General features: G+C 65.7%; 13 protein-coding genes, 1 other RNA gene and 1 pseudogene. 2 read left to right on the forward strand and 13 right to left on the reverse strand.

Features of this window, described 5'->3' with window-relative positions; translation table 11 throughout:
- Positions 1-159: 159 nt before the first annotated feature.
- Both rpsI and rplM read right to left on the reverse strand, forming a co-directional pair.
- A complete protein-coding gene (gene rpsI / locus LRR16_RS04625; RefSeq protein ID WP_006576929.1) occupies positions 160-552 on the reverse strand; it encodes a 30S ribosomal protein S9 in 393 nt (130 codons plus the stop codon).
- Positions 553-563: 11 nt separating this feature from the next.
- Positions 564-992 carry a 50S ribosomal protein L13 gene (gene rplM / locus LRR16_RS04630; protein ID WP_006576930.1) on the reverse strand — a complete coding sequence of 143 codons (429 nt, stop codon included), beginning with the start codon at positions 990-992 and terminating at the stop codon, positions 564-566.
- A 732-nt stretch (positions 993-1,724) separates the two neighbouring features.
- Between rplM and LRR16_RS04635 the strand changes: the two genes are divergently transcribed.
- Positions 1,725-2,147 carry an OsmC family protein gene (locus tag LRR16_RS04635; protein WP_232204925.1) on the forward strand — a complete coding sequence of 141 codons (423 nt, stop codon included), beginning with the start codon at positions 1,725-1,727 and terminating at the stop codon, positions 2,145-2,147.
- A gap of 72 nt (positions 2,148-2,219) precedes the next feature.
- On the opposite strand, the gene rnpB is transcribed toward LRR16_RS04635, so the two are convergent.
- The 5 genes and pseudogenes from rnpB to LRR16_RS04660 all read right to left on the reverse strand — a co-directional run bounded on the left by rnpB (position 2,220) and on the right by LRR16_RS04660 (position 6,952).
- An RNA gene (gene rnpB, locus LRR16_RS04640) (RNase P RNA component class A) lies at positions 2,220-2,563 on the reverse strand.
- A 55-nt stretch (positions 2,564-2,618) separates the two neighbouring features.
- A pseudogene (locus LRR16_RS04645) lies at positions 2,619-3,404 on the reverse strand (DUF3025 domain-containing protein); the annotation flags it as partial.
- Between the two features lie 57 nt (positions 3,405-3,461).
- Positions 3,462-4,505 (reverse strand): dihydroorotase, encoded by a 1,044-nt coding sequence (pyrC, locus tag LRR16_RS04650; RefSeq protein WP_064572631.1) that lies wholly within the window; start codon positions 4,503-4,505, stop codon positions 3,462-3,464.
- Between the two features lie 63 nt (positions 4,506-4,568).
- Positions 4,569-5,858 (reverse strand): glycerate kinase, encoded by a 1,290-nt coding sequence (locus LRR16_RS04655; RefSeq protein ID WP_232204960.1) that lies wholly within the window; start codon positions 5,856-5,858, stop codon positions 4,569-4,571.
- A 20-nt stretch (positions 5,859-5,878) separates the two neighbouring features.
- On the reverse strand, positions 5,879-6,952 hold the full coding sequence (locus LRR16_RS04660; protein ID WP_006578987.1) for a tartrate dehydrogenase: 1,074 nt from the start codon (positions 6,950-6,952) through the stop codon (positions 5,879-5,881).
- 170 nt (positions 6,953-7,122) lie between these two features.
- Between LRR16_RS04660 and LRR16_RS04665 the strand changes: the two genes are divergently transcribed.
- Positions 7,123-7,953 carry a class II glutamine amidotransferase gene (locus tag LRR16_RS04665; protein WP_053821099.1) on the forward strand — a complete coding sequence of 277 codons (831 nt, stop codon included), beginning with the start codon at positions 7,123-7,125 and terminating at the stop codon, positions 7,951-7,953.
- A 175-nt stretch (positions 7,954-8,128) separates the two neighbouring features.
- Here LRR16_RS04665 and LRR16_RS04670 read toward each other — a convergent pair whose 3' ends face one another.
- The 6 genes from LRR16_RS04670 to LRR16_RS04695 all read right to left on the reverse strand — a co-directional run bounded on the left by LRR16_RS04670 (position 8,129) and on the right by LRR16_RS04695 (position 13,999).
- Positions 8,129-8,863, reverse strand: a complete 735-nt coding sequence (locus tag LRR16_RS04670) for an amino acid ABC transporter ATP-binding protein (protein ID WP_006578985.1) — start codon at positions 8,861-8,863, stop codon at positions 8,129-8,131.
- Complete coding sequence (gene gltK, locus LRR16_RS04675; protein WP_006578984.1) at positions 8,860-9,543, reverse strand: glutamate/aspartate ABC transporter permease GltK; 684 nt, start codon at positions 9,541-9,543, stop codon at positions 8,860-8,862. The genes LRR16_RS04670 and gltK overlap by 4 nt, the downstream gene beginning before the upstream one ends.
- Before the next feature lie 10 nt (positions 9,544-9,553).
- A complete protein-coding gene (locus LRR16_RS04680; RefSeq protein ID WP_006578983.1) occupies positions 9,554-10,282 on the reverse strand; it encodes an amino acid ABC transporter permease in 729 nt (242 codons plus the stop codon).
- A 76-nt stretch (positions 10,283-10,358) separates the two neighbouring features.
- On the reverse strand, positions 10,359-11,258 hold the full coding sequence (locus LRR16_RS04685; RefSeq protein WP_006578982.1) for a glutamate/aspartate ABC transporter substrate-binding protein: 900 nt from the start codon (positions 11,256-11,258) through the stop codon (positions 10,359-10,361).
- A gap of 284 nt (positions 11,259-11,542) precedes the next feature.
- Positions 11,543-12,847, reverse strand: a complete 1,305-nt coding sequence (locus LRR16_RS04690; RefSeq protein ID WP_006578981.1) for a Glu/Leu/Phe/Val dehydrogenase — start codon at positions 12,845-12,847, stop codon at positions 11,543-11,545.
- Positions 12,848-13,024: 177 nt separating this feature from the next.
- A complete protein-coding gene (locus tag LRR16_RS04695; protein ID WP_232204926.1) occupies positions 13,025-13,999 on the reverse strand; it encodes a LysR substrate-binding domain-containing protein in 975 nt (324 codons plus the stop codon).
- Positions 14,000-14,038 lie beyond the last annotated feature (39 nt).

A 14,038-nucleotide genomic window follows, 5' to 3' on the forward strand; every position in this document is an offset into this window, starting at 1 on the left:
GCATTGTGCGGCCAACTGCCCGTCCGACCGTGATGCCACAACAACGCTGTCGGCGGCGACGCTCGGGTCGACGAAGCCCACAAAACAAAAACCGCACGACAGGCGTGCGGTTCTTGCTGGCTGCGCAATCCAGGACGGGATCCCGGATCGCCCGGCGCATCAACGCTTCGAGAACTGCTTGCGACGACGTGCCTTGTGCAGACCGACCTTCTTACGCTCGACTTCACGCGCATCGCGGGTGACGAAGCCGGCCTTCGACAGCGCGGACTTCAGCGTGGCGTCATAGTCGATCAGCGCGCGGGTGATGCCGTGGCGCACCGCACCGGCCTGGCCGGTTTCGCCGCCGCCGGTCACGTTGACCTTGATGTCGAAGGTCTGCGCGTGGGCGGTCAGTTCGAGCGGCTGGCGCACGATCATCAGCGAGGTTTCGCGAGCGAAGTACTCGTTGATGGGCTTGCCGTTGACGACGATGTCGCCCTTGCCCGACTTGATGAAGACACGAGCCACAGCGCTCTTGCGGCGGCCAGTACCGTAGTTCCAATTTCCGATCATGGATGGCCCCCTTAGATTTCCAGCGCCTTGGGCTGCTGCGCTTCGTGCGGATGCTCGGCTTCGGCGTACACCTTCAGCTTCTTGATCATCGCGTAGCCCAGCGGACCCTTCGGCAGCATGCCCTTGACAGCCTTTTCCAGGGCACGGCCCGGGAAGCGCTGTTGCATCTTGCCAAACGTGGTTTCGTAGATACCGCCCGGGTAGCCCGAGTGACGGTAGTACTTCTTGTCGGTTTCCTTCGTGCCGGTGACACGCAGTTTGGCCGCGTTGACGACGATGATGTAATCGCCCGTGTCGACGTGCGGAGTAAATTCCGGCTTGTGCTTGCCGCGCAGACGGCGTGCCACTTCGCTGGCGACACGGCCGAGGACTTTGTCCGTCGCGTCAATCACGAACCAGTCGCGCTTTACCTCATGAGGCTTGGCGGAAAAGGTTTTCATGATCTTTCCTGAGACTTGTAGAACCTGCCCGTAACATGACTTGCGTCGTCGGCCGGCCCTTTGGACCTGACCTTCCTGCTTGTGTGTGCAGGCTCTCCCTGAGTTCTTCTTCCGCGGGCATGACGGAAAAGCCCTCGATTATACTTGCGGTTCGCCGCTCGGCACAAGCAAACATTGCGTTTGCCGTCAAGGGATGGAGCCGTGCCGCGCCTGGCAGGCCACATTGCGGGGGCAAAAACCGCGCAGGGACGAAAAAAAAACCCAAGCCGCTGAGGCTTGGGTTTGAATCCACCAAAGGAGGAGGGTGGAGGAGACACTGGGAGAACAACGGGACGGGGCCGGCGGTGCGGACTGGCGTCGGGAGACCGTCTCGGTCGCTTCGACCACCCTTCGCTTTCGCACTCTGGCGGGCCATCGGCGCGCCGTCGTTCAATGGTTCGAATTATACATGACCGCTTGTGCGACGCAAGAAAATTTGCAGTGCGAAACGGCATTTCGTAATGCAAAAAATTGTCACGATGACGCCGCTCCGCAGAAATACTTAAAATTCAACGACTTAGTCACACATAGGGATGTCACGAAACTGACATCTTAGAGGTTTCCCTCGGTTTTCCGGCCGTTCAGGCGGCAAAGACACCACACGGTGCAAGGAAAATTTGAGGAAAATGCAAGGGGTACGATGCACACGCGTCGCAGTCCCGAAACGAAACATTGAGAGCAGGAACGAACGAAATGGAATGCAAGGTCACCTGGATGGGCAACGACGGCATGAGCTTCGTCGCGCAGACCGGCAGCGGTCACCTCGTCGCGATGGACGGGGCCCCCGAGGGCGGCGGCCACAATCTGGCGCCGCGGCCGATGGAGATGGTGCTGCTCGGCACCGGCGGCTGCACCGCCTATGACGTGGTGCTGATCCTGAAGCGCGGGCGCCACGATGTACGCGGCTGTTCGGTCACGCTGCAGGCCGACCGGGCCGCCCAGGATCCAAAGGTGTTCACCCGCATCCACTTCAAGTTCACCGTGACCGGCCGCAACCTGAACCCGGCCACCGTCGAACGCGCGGTGCAGTTGTCGCACGACAAGTACTGCTCGGCGTCGATCATGCTCGCCAAGACGGCCGAGATCAGCCATAGCGTCGAACTGGTCGAAGTGTAATAGCGGGAACTTGATGCCGGCGCCTTGGCGCCGTGGAAGCGTTCCGGTGCGGCGCACCGGGAAGCGAATTCGAAGCGAAGCAGGCCGATAAGCCGGATTCTGTGCGCGACGCGCGGGCCTTGCGGTCCGCGCGCGCGTGACAACCATTCCTCTAGGCCGACCGTTACCGGCCGGCTCCAGCTCCCTACCCGCAGACTCGGCGGGCCGCTTCATCGTCTGCCTATTTGGGATTGCTCCGGGTGGAGGTTACCGCGTTTCACCCTTCGCACCGGGCGAACCCGGCGCGAAGACTCGTCTCTGTGGCCCTGTTCCGCACGTTGCCGTGGATGGCTGTTAGCCACCACCCTGCCCTGTGGAGTCCGGACTTTCCTCCCCTCGCCCGTTGCCAGGCGAGCAGCGGTTGTCTGTCCTGCTTCGCGGGCCGCAGTCTAGCACCTTTGCATGGGTCCCGCCGTTCCTCGATGCGCCGACGCCCGCGCGGCGGCCAGGACGAAACACCGTGGTGTCGTCGTAGAACCCGGCGTCGGCATTGGCCGGCCACCAGTGCGGAATGCCGAGCACCGGCAGCGGCGCGAAGCTGCTTCGGCCGCGCAGCTCGGCCCGCGCCAGCGTCTGGGCCAGCGGCGCGTCCAGCGAGCCTGGACGCGGATCCGCGGGCGCCATGGCGATCGGCCAGGCGTGCGCGGTGATGGACTTGTAGGGCGCGACCAGCTTTTCCAGCAAGGCATGGCCGAACGGCACCACCGTGCAGCGGCCGTGCCACGCATCCCGGCCGTCGACGAACAGCTCGCGCCAGCGGAATCCGCGCAGCGCCGCTTCCAGCAGCGGCTCCGCGCTGACGAACAGCACTGCGTTCTCGTCGAACAGCGTGGCCGCGTCGCGCAACGGCCCGCGCGTCGGCTGCACGCCGTCCGAGGCAATGGCCTCGGCCTGCAGCCGGTTCAGCATCGCCTTTGTCCGCGGGAAATGCAGCCAGATCAGGCCGTTGAAGACATCGTGCAGGTTGTCGCGCGTCGGCACCTCGCCATGCGCGTGGATATGCGCCTCGTAGGCGGTGCCGGGCGGCAGCGCCTGCTGGGGGACGAAGCGCAGAGGCAGTCCGGCGGCATTGGCCAGCCCTCGCGCGGTGGCGACGGCGTCGAGCGCCGCATGGACCGGCCGGCCCTGGCAAACGTGGGCCGCGATCGCGGCGCCCGCCTCGGCGAAAGGCGCAAACCAGGGCCGGGACCAGTCGATCCCGGCCAGCTGGAGCGCCACGTCCCCCGTGGATCGCGGACGCTCGGCTGCCGGCTCAGTGCCGCGCGCACCCACCGCTCAGGCGGCCAGCGAGGCCTTCCATTGCAGCGTTTCGCCGCCGCGCAGCGGCACCAGTTCGGTCTCGCCGTACGGCAGCGCTTCGGGCAGCTGCCACGGCTCGCGCCGCAGCGTCAGCGTGCCGGTATTGCGCGGCAGGCCGTAGAAGTCGGGCCCGTGGAAGCTGGCGAAGCCTTCCAGCTTGTCGAGCGCGCCGGCCGCATCGAAGGCCTCGGCGTACAGCTCCATCGCATGCAGCGCGGTATAGCAGCCGGCGCAGCCGCAGGCATGTTCCTTCAGGCCGCGCGCGTGCGGCGCGCTGTCGGTGCCCAGGAAGAAGCGCGGATTGCCCGATACCGCCGCGGCGACCAGCGCCTGGCGATGCGTCTCGCGCTTGAGCACGGGCAGGCAGTAGTAATGCGGGCGGATGCCGCCGATGAAGATGGCATTGCGGTTGTACAGCAGGTGATGCGCGGTGATGGTCGCGCCGATCGGACCGTCGGCCTCGCGCACGTAGTCGGCCGCGTCCTTGGTCGTGATGTGTTCGAACACGACCTTCAGCGCCGGGAAATCGCGCCGCAGCGGCGTCATCACGCGCTCGATGAAGACTGCCTCGCGATCGAACAGGTCGATCTCGCTGTCGGTGACCTCGCCGTGCACCAGCAGCGGCAGCCCGACGCGCTGCATCGCTTCCAGCGCCGCACTGCAGCGGCGGATATCGGTCACGCCGGCATCGCTGTTGGTGGTGGCGCCGGCCGGATACAGCTTGACCGCATGGACGAAGCCGCTCGCCTTGGCGGCGACGATCTCGTCGGCTTGCGTGTTGTCGGTCAGGTAGAGCGTCATCAACGGTTCGAATGACAGGCCGGCCGGCAGCGCGGCCAGGATGCGCGCGCGGTAGGCCTCGGCCTGCGCCACCGTGGTGACCGGCGGCTTCAGGTTCGGCATCACGATGGCGCGCGCGAACTGCCGCGCGGTATCGGGCAGCACCGCCGCCAGGGCCGCGCCGTCGCGCAGATGCAGGTGCCAGTCGTCGGGGCGGGTGATGGTCAGGGTCTGGGTCATGACTTCGGCAAATCGAAAGCGTGGGGATTGAGCGGGCGGCGGCGGACGAACGGCGATCGGCGATTACAGGATCAGGATGGCGCGGTAGTCGTTGACGTTGGTACGGGTCGGGCCGGTCACGACCAGGTCGCCGATCGCATCGAACAGGCCCCAGGCGTCGTGCGCCTCCAGCTGGCGGCGCGCCGGCATGCCGGCCGCCTCCGCACGGGCCAGCGTGTCGGGACCGGCCAGCGCGCCGGCATTCTCCTCGGAGCCGTCGATGCCATCGGTGTCGGCGGCGATCGCATGGACGCCGGCCACGCCTTCCAGTTCGATCGCCAGCGACAGCAGGAATTCGGAACAGCGGCCGCCGCGGGCGCGTCCGGTGCCGTCCTTGGGCAGCGTCACCGTGCATTCGCCGCCGGAAATCAGCGCCACCGGCGCGGCAAACGGCGCATTGTACGCGCGGATCTCCCGGACCAGCGCCGCGTAGACGCGCGCCACCTCGCGCGCCTCGCCGGTGACGGTGTCGCCCAGGATCACCGGCGTCACGCCGTGCGCGCGGAACACGTCGGCCGCGGCGGCCAGGCTGCCGTGGGCGGTGGCGATCATGCGGTTGTCGACGCGCGCGAACAGCGGATCGCCGGGCTTCGGCGTCTCGGCATGTTCGCCGCGCGCGCCGGCTTCGAGATAGGCCTGCACAGCCGGTGGCACGCGTGCCTCGTAGCGGCGCAGGATCGCCAGCGCATCGTCATAGGTACTGGGATCGGCAACGGTCGGGCCGGAAGCGATGGCGCTGGGATCGTCGCCGGCGACGTCGGAGACGATCAGCGTGGTCACCGGCGCGCGGCTGGCCTGGGCCAGGCGCCCGCCCTGGATACGCGACAGATGCTTGCGCACGACGTTCATCTCGGTGATCGGCGCCCCGCAGCGCAGCAGCTCCTGCGTGGTCGCGCGCAGGTCGGCCATCGACACGCCGTCGGCCGGCAGCGACAGCAGGCTCGAGCCGCCGCCGGAGACCAGCACGATCAGCCGATCCTCCGGGCCCAGCTCCTGCACGCGCGACAGGATCTCCGCGGCGGCGCGCTCGCCGGCCTCGTCCGGCACCGGATGGCCGGCCTCGATGACCCGCACGTGTTCGGTGAGCAGGCCATGCGCGTAGCGCGTGACGACCAGGCCTTCGAGCGCCACGCCGGCGCCGGCATAGGCGCGTTCGACCGCCAGCGCCATCGACGCCGCGGCCTTGCCGGCGCCGACGACCAGCGTGCGGCCCCGGTGGTCCGGCGGCGGCAGGTGCGCGGCCACGATGCGCAGCGGATCGGCGGCCGCGACCGCGGCATCGAAGCTCTCGCGCAGCAGCGCGCGCGGGTCCATGCCCGGCTTGGCGGCCTCGCTCACAGCGCTTCCGCGATCGCGCGGCCGAGGTCGGCGGTGCCGGCGTTGCCGCCGATATCGCGCGTCAACGGCGCGTGCGCGGGCCCGGCGGCCAGCACCGATTCGATCGCGCCCAGCACGGCCGCGCCGGCATCGGCATGGCCCAGGTGTTCGAGCATCATCGCCCCGCACCAGATCTGCCCGATCGGATTGGCGATGCCGCGCCCGGCGATATCGGGCGCGGAGCCGTGGACCGGCTCGAACAGGCTCGGAAAGGTCCGCTCGGGATTGATATTGGCCGACGGCGCCACGCCGATGGTGCCGGTGCACGCCGGCCCGAGGTCCGACAGGATGTCGCCGAACAGATTGCTGGCCACCACCACGTCGAACCAGTCCGGATGCAGCACGAAGTTCGCGGTCAGGATGTCGATGTGGTACTTGTCGACCTTCAGGCCGGGATAGTTTGCCGCCATCGCCTCGACCCGCTCGTCCCAGTACGGCATCGTGATGGAGATGCCGTTGGACTTGGTGGCCGAAGTCAGATGCTTCTTCGGACGCTTGCTGGCCAGCTCGAACGCGAACTTCAGGATGCGGTCGACACCGATCCGGCTCATCACCGTTTCCTGGATCACGACCTCGCGCTCGGTGCCCGGGAACATCCGGCCGCCGATGCTCGAGTATTCGCCCTCGGTGTTCTCGCGCACCACGTAGAAATCGATGTCGCCGGGCTTGCGGTCGGCCAGCGGGCTGCGGATGCCCGGCATCAGCCGGACCGGGCGCAGGTTCACGTACTGGTCGAACGCGCGCCGGAACTGCAGCAGCGAGCCCCACAGCGACACATGGTCGGGCACCGTCGCCGGCCAGCCCACCGCGCCGAAGTAGATCGCGTCATAGCGCGAGAGCGTATCGAACCAGTCGTCCGGCAGCATCTTGCCGTGGCGGGCGTAATAGTCGCAGCTGGAAAAATCGAAGTGGTCCCACTGCAGGTCGATGCCGAAACGGCGCGCGGCGGCGTCCATCACGCGGATGCCTTCGGGCATCACTTCGGTGCCGATCCCGTCTCCAGGGATCACGGCAATCTTGTATTGGCTCATGGCGGAAGGGCTCGTTGGAGGCGGATTGAAGCGGATCGACGGGCGATTCGGCCGTCCCGGCGGACCGCGCCGGCGGCCGTGGACGTGCTTGGCAGAACGCCCGGCCCGGCGGGATAATGTCGCAATTCTATTGCAATCGGCCGGCCCTCACGCCGCCCCGGTCCCACGCCATGTGCCAGCTGCTCGGCATGAACTGCGCCACGCCGACCGACGTGACGTTCTCCTTCACCGGCTTCGCCGCGCGCGGCGGCGTCACCGATCATCATGCCGACGGCTTCGGTGTCGCGTTCTTCGAGGACAAGGCCTGCCGGCTGTTCATCGACAACCAGTCGGCCGGCACCTCGCCGGTGGCGGACCTGATCAAGAACTATCCGATCAAGTCGAAGAACGTCATCTCCCATATTCGCAAGGCGACCCAGGGCACGGTGCGGCTGGAGAACTGCCACCCGTTCATGCGCGAGCTGTGGGGCCGCCACTGGATCTTCGCCCACAACGGCGACCTGAAGGGCTTCTCGCCGTTCCTGTCCGGCGTCTATCAGCCGGTCGGCGACACCGACAGCGAGCTCGCCTTCTGCGCGCTGATGCAGGGGCTGCGCAAGCGTTTCCCCGGCTCCCAGCCGCCGTTGAACGAGCTGTGCCACGCGCTGGCCGACATCACGCGCGAAATCACGCTGTACGGCGTCTTCAACTATCTGCTGAGCAATGGGCAGGCGCTGTTCGCGCACTGCTCGACGCGGCTGTACTACCTGGTGCGGCAGTGGCCGTTCTCGACCGCGCATCTGATCGATGCGGACCTGTCGATCGATTTCGCCCAGGTGACCACGCCGGAAGACCGGGTGGCGGTGATCGCCACCGCGCCGCTGACCGACGACGAAGTGTGGACGCCGTTCGCGCCGGGAGAATTGATGATGTTCGAGGCCGGGCAGCCGACGATGACGCTGACGGTGCCGATTCCGCCCGAGGTGCAGGCGCGCAACGCGGCCAATTCGGCCTGTACTTGACGGGAAACGCGAAGGGAAACCTGAAGGGAGCCTTGACTCCCCTCTCCCGCTGGCGGGAGAGGGGTTGGGGGAGAGGGCAGCAGCGTCTTCACGCGCGCTGTCGCCGGAAAAAACCTCTCTCCCCGGCCCTCTCCCCCTGAGGGGGAGAGGGAGAACTGCGGGGACAGCGAAGACCTCAGTGCTGCAGGATCTTCGACAGGAACTGGCGGGCCCGTTCCGAACGCGCCTCGATATTGCCGAAGAACTCCTCCTTCGGCGTGTCCTCGACGATGTGGCCCTGGTCCATGAAGATCACGCGGTTCGCCACCTTGCGGGCAAAGCCCATTTCGTGGGTCACGCACATCATCGTCATGCCCTCGTGAGCCAGCTGCACCATCACGTCGAGCACCTCGTTGACCATCTCCGGGTCCAGCGCCGAGGTCGGCTCGTCGAACAGCATGCAGATCGGATCCATCGACAGCGCGCGCGCGATCGCCACGCGCTGCTGCTGGCCGCCCGACAGCTGCCCCGGATATTTGTTGGCCTGGTTCTTCAGGCCCACGCGCTCCAGATACTTCATGCCCTTGGCCATGGCCTCGTCGCGCGAGCGGCCCAGCACCTTGATCTGCGCGATGGTCAGGTTCTCGGTGATCGACAGGTGCGGGAACAGTTCGAAGTTCTGGAACACCATGCCGACGCGCGAACGCAGCTTCGGCAGGTCGGTCTTCGGTCCGCCGACCGAGGTGCCGTCGACCAGGATCTCGCCCTTCTGGAAGGGCTCGAGCGCATTGACGGTCTTGATCAGCGTGGACTTGCCCGAACCGGACGGGCCGCACACCACCACCACTTCGCCCTTGGCCACGCGCGTGGTGCAATCGGTCAGCACCTGGAAGGAGCCGTACCACTTGGAAACGTTATTGATTTCGATCATACAGCCACCTTTTTCTGGTATCGCTTGACCAGCAACGATGCGGAAAAACAGATCACGAAATAGACCAGACCCGCGAACAGCAGCATCTCGACGATGCGGCCATCGCGTTCGCCGATGCCATACGCCTGCCCGAAGAAATCGGCCAGCGCGCTGACGTAGACCAGCGAGGTATCCTGGAACAGGATGATGCCCTGCGTCAGCAGCAGCGGCACCATGTTGCGGAACGCCTGCGGCAGCACCACCAGCCGCATGGTCTGCCCATAGGTCATGCCGAGCGCCTGCGCCGCGTACATCTGCCCGCGCGACACGCTCTGGATGCCGGCGCGGATGATCTCCGAGTAATAGGCCGCCTCGAACAGCGCGAAGGCGACCAGCGCGGAGGTCATCCGCAGATCGGTCGCCGGCGACAGATTGAAGATCGACTGCAGCACCTGCGGAATGATCAGGAAGAACCAGAGCAGCACCATCACCAGCGGTATCGAGCGGAAGATGGTGACGTAGCCCTGCGCGAACCAGTTCAGCGGCTTGACCGAGGACAGGCGCATCATCGCCAGGATGGTGCCCCAGACGATGCCGACCACTACCGCGGTGGCGGTGATCTTCAGCGACACCATCATGCCCTCGCCGAGCACGTGCAGCGTATCGGCGTTGATCGAGGTGAAATCGAATGAATAAGCCATCGCGTTCCCCTTACTTGCTGCCGATGAAGCCCGGCACGCGCGTGCGCTTTTCCACCCAGCGCATTCCCAGCATGACGACGATATTGATCAGCGCGTACATCAGCGTGACCGCGATGAAGGACTCGTACGGCCGCGCCGTGTAGTCGACCAGCTGGCGCCCCTGCGCCGCCAGTTCCAGCAGGCCGATCGTCGACGCCACCGCCGAGTTCTTGAAGATGTTCAGGAATTCGGAGGTCAGCGGCGGCACGATGACGCGGAACGACATCGGCAGCAGCACGTAGCGATAGGTCTGCGGCAGCGTGAAGCCCATCGCCAGGCCGGCGTTGCGCTGGCCCGGCGGCAGCGAGTTGATGCCCGAGCGCACCTGTTCGCAGATCCGCGCGGCGGTAAACGTGCCGAGGCAGAACATCGCGGCCAGGAATTGCTGGGTGAACGGATTCATCTGCTTGATCGATTCGCCGAACGGCAGCAATTCGGGAACCACGAAATACCAGATGAACAGCTGCACCAGCAGCGGAATATTGCGGAAGATTTCGACGTAGGTGGCCGCGATACCCGACAGGAATTTATTCGGAACCGTGCGCAGTACGCCGAGAATCGAGCCGATGATCAGGGCGATCACCCACGAAGTCAGGCCGAGCGCGATGGTGACCTTCAGACCGGAAATCATCCAGTCGAGATAGGTCTCGTTCATCGCGGCTTCTTCGAGGAATACACCCCAATGCCAGTTGTAATTCATGATGCGTCCTCAAAAAGAAACGGAAGGACATGCCTTCGCGCACGCCTTCCGTTTCACACGCGTGACTGGAGCCGAATCAGTCGAGCGCCTTGTCGTTCGGGTTCTTGATCAGTGCCTTCATGTCGTCGGACATCGGGAAGTCCAGGTTCAGGCCCTTCGGCGGCACCGGCTGGGTGAACCACTTGGCGTAGAGGTTGTTGATCTCGCCGGTCTTCATCAGGTTGGCGATCACGTTGTCGGCGACCTTCTTGAACGGCGCATCGTCCTTGCGCAGCATGCAGCCATACGATTCGCGCGACTGCGGCTTGCCGGTGACGACCCAGTCGGCCGGATTGCGCGCCTTGGCGCGCTCGCCGTACAGCAGCGCGTCGTCCATCATGAAGGCGGCGGCGCGGCCCGACTCCAGCGTCAGGAACGACTGGCCGTGGTCCTTGGTGCTGATGATGTTCATGCCCAGCTTCTGCTGGTCGTTCATCGTGCGCAGCAGGCGCTCGGAGGTGGTGCCGGCGGTGGTGACGACGTTCTTGCCCTTCAGGTCGGCCCAGTCCTTGATCCCGCTGTCCTTCTTGGTCATGAAGCGGGTGCCGATGATGAAGATGGTGTTGCTGAAGGCGACCTGTTTCTGGCGGTCCAGATTATTGGTGGTCGAGCCGCACTCGATATCGATGGTGCCGTTCTGCAGCAGCGAAATGCGGTTCTGCGAGGTAATCGGAATTTCCTTGACCTGCAGATTCGGCAGCTTCAGCTGATCCTTGATCGCTTCGACGATCTTGACGTTGATGTCATAGGAATAGCCGACGGTGCGGACGCCGCCGAGGTTATAGCTGAAGGGAATCGACGATTCCCGCACGCCCAGCGTAATGACACCCGTGTCTTTGATCTTCTTCAGCGTGCCGGTCAATTGCTCGGCTGCTTGTGCGGTACCGCACAGCACGCCTGCCGCAATCATCAGCGCAGCCAGTTTGGCAACCTTCATAACATCTCCTTGACCATGAGAGAAAGGCGGGACTCTAACAAGAAACGTGCCGCCGACGAAATAGTATTGCGCAAGCCGACGCTCGGATACAACGGGTATTTCCCTAGCCGCCGCTGTCCGGCAATCGGCTGCGCCACGCGGCTGTAATAAAAAAAGCGGCAGCCGGAATATCTCCGGCTGCCGCCTCGCTGTGGTCCGGACCCCGCCTTGGTGCATCGCAGCATTCCGCCTGCCCCAACGCGGGTCCGATCCGGGTCCGATCGCCCCGATATCGCGCGTATCGATCAGGGATACAGGCCGCGCATTTCGCGCGCCTGCAAGATGCGGGTACAGGCAATGATGAACGCCGCGGTCCGCAGCGTGACCTTGTTCTCCTGCGCGACCTGCCAGATCGAGCGGAACGCCTCTTGCATGATCCGTACCAGCCGCTGGTTGATTTCTTCTTCGGTCCAGAAGAAGCTGGAGAAGTCCTGCACCCATTCGAAGTACGACACCGTGACGCCGCCGGCGTTGGCGATCACGTCCGGCGCCACCAGGATATTGCGCTCGCGCAGGATGTCGTCCGCTTCCGGCGTGGTCGGGCCGTTGGCGCCTTCGATGACCATGCGGGTCTTGATGTGGGGCGCATTGGCGGCGGTGATCTGGCCTTCCAGCGCGGCCGGGATCAGGATCTCGCTCTCGGTCTGCCAGAACTGCTCGGCGCTGATGGTTTCGGCGCGGAAGCCCTCGATGGTGCCGTTGTGCGACACGTGCTCGATCAGCGCCGGCACGTTCAGGCCGGCCGGGTCGAACAGCGCGGTCTTGTGGTCCTGCACCGCGATGACCTTGGCGCCGGCCTCATGGAACAGCTTGGCGGCGACGCTGCCGACATTGCCGAAGCCCTGCACGACGATGCGCGCGCCCTTGATTTCCAGGCCCAGATTGCGCGCGGCCTCGACACCGACCACGAACACGCCGCGGCCGGTCGCCTCGCGGCGGCCCAGCGAGCCGCCCAGCGAGATCGGCTTGCCGGTGACCACGCCGGTCGACGTGCTGCCCTCGTTCATCGAATAGGTGTCCATCATCCACGCCATCACCTGTTCGTTGGTGTTGACGTCCGGCGCCGGGATGTCCTTGTTCGGTCCGATGATGATGTTGATTTCGCTGGTATAGCGGCGCGTCACGCGTTCGAGCTCGGCGCGCGACAGTTTGCGCGGGTCGACGCGGATGCCGCCCTTGGCGCCGCCGTACGGCACGTTGACGGCCGCGTTCTTGATCGACATCCAGGCCGACAGCGCCATCACCTCGGACAGCGTCACGTCCTGGTGGAAGCGCACGCCGCCCTTGCCCGGGCCGCGCGAGGTGTTGTGCTGGACGCGGTAGCCCTCGAAGTGGGCGATGGTGCCGTCATCCATCTCGATCGGCACGTCGACCACCAGCGCGCGCTTGGGGCGCTTCAGCGTTTCGACCCAGCGGGCCAGCGAGCCCAGGTAGGGCGTCACGCGGTCGACCTGTTGCAGGTAGATGCCCCAGGGACCGAGATTGTCGGCGTTCAGATAGGAGGGGACGGAATGCGCGGAGGCGGTGATGATCGGCGATTCGGAAGACATCATGGAAATCCGGAAATGGAATGGCGACAAGCTTAGGGGCGCCGCCCCGGGGAAATCCAATGCCGTTTGGTCATTCGGTCATGCAGGAAATGCATAACGTTTGAAGGGGTCCTCGCCGCCCCCGATACCCCACCAAAGTGGGGGGCGTGGCGCCATTCGCCGCCGCCGCCCCGGGACTCAGACAGCCCTGCCCTCGATCGGCGCCGCGCCGGCCGACAGGCTGGCCCAGATGCGGTCGACCAGCTCGCGCTTGCGGCGCAGCTGGCTGCCGCGCCGGTCGTTGCCATGCTCGCCGGGCCGCGCCCGGTACAGCCGGATTTCCATCTCGATCGACAGCGGCGCGGCGCGCGGCCCCTCGGCGCGCACCAGCCGGCCCTGCGCGAGCTCTTCGCGCACCGCGCTCTCCGGCAGGAAGGCCAGGCCGTGGCCGGCCAGCGCCATCACCTTGAGCGCCTCGGCCATATCGGTCTCGTAGCATTTGTCCAGCTTGAACGACTCGCTGGTGTCCGACAGCAGCATCTCGACCATGCGGCCGAGGAAGGCGTTCGGCGTATAGCTGAGGAAGGACACCGGCTTGCGCTCGGTGCCCGGCAGCCGGTACAGCGGCTTGCCGCTGGCGTCTGGCACGCTGAACGGCGACATCCGTTCGACGCCGAGCACCAGCATGTCGTAGTGCGAGGGATCGAGCTGGATCGCCTGGCGGGGATGGTGGTAGACCATCACCAGGTCGCAGCCGCCCTCGACCAGCATCAGCACCGCGTCGTGCACGTTCAGCGCGCGCAGCCGGCAGGCCAGCGTGCCGACCTGCCGCTCCAGCGCCTTCAGCCATTCGGGAAAGAAGGTCAGCGACAGCGTGTGGGGCACCGCGAATTCCAGCATCTGCGCGTTGGCCGAACGCTGGCCGCGCATCAGCGCGCGGGTCTCGCTGACCTGGGCCAGCATCGCCAGCGCCTGCTCGTAGAACACCTTGCCGGCCGGCGTCAGGTTGGTCGGATAGCTGGAGCGGTCGATCAGCTCGGTGCCCAGCCAGGCCTCGAGCGACTGGATGCGGCGCGAGAAGGCGGGCTGGGTCACGTGCCGCAGCTCGGCCGAGCGCGAGAAACTGTGCGTCTCGGCCAGGCTGACGAAGTCTTCAAGCCATTTGATTTCCATGGCGCATTATCTCCCGGCGGCCGCCTGCGCAAAAACATT

This window comes from Cupriavidus sp. UGS-1 (assembly GCF_021213615.1).
GTDB lineage: Bacteria > Pseudomonadota > Gammaproteobacteria > Burkholderiales > Burkholderiaceae > Cupriavidus.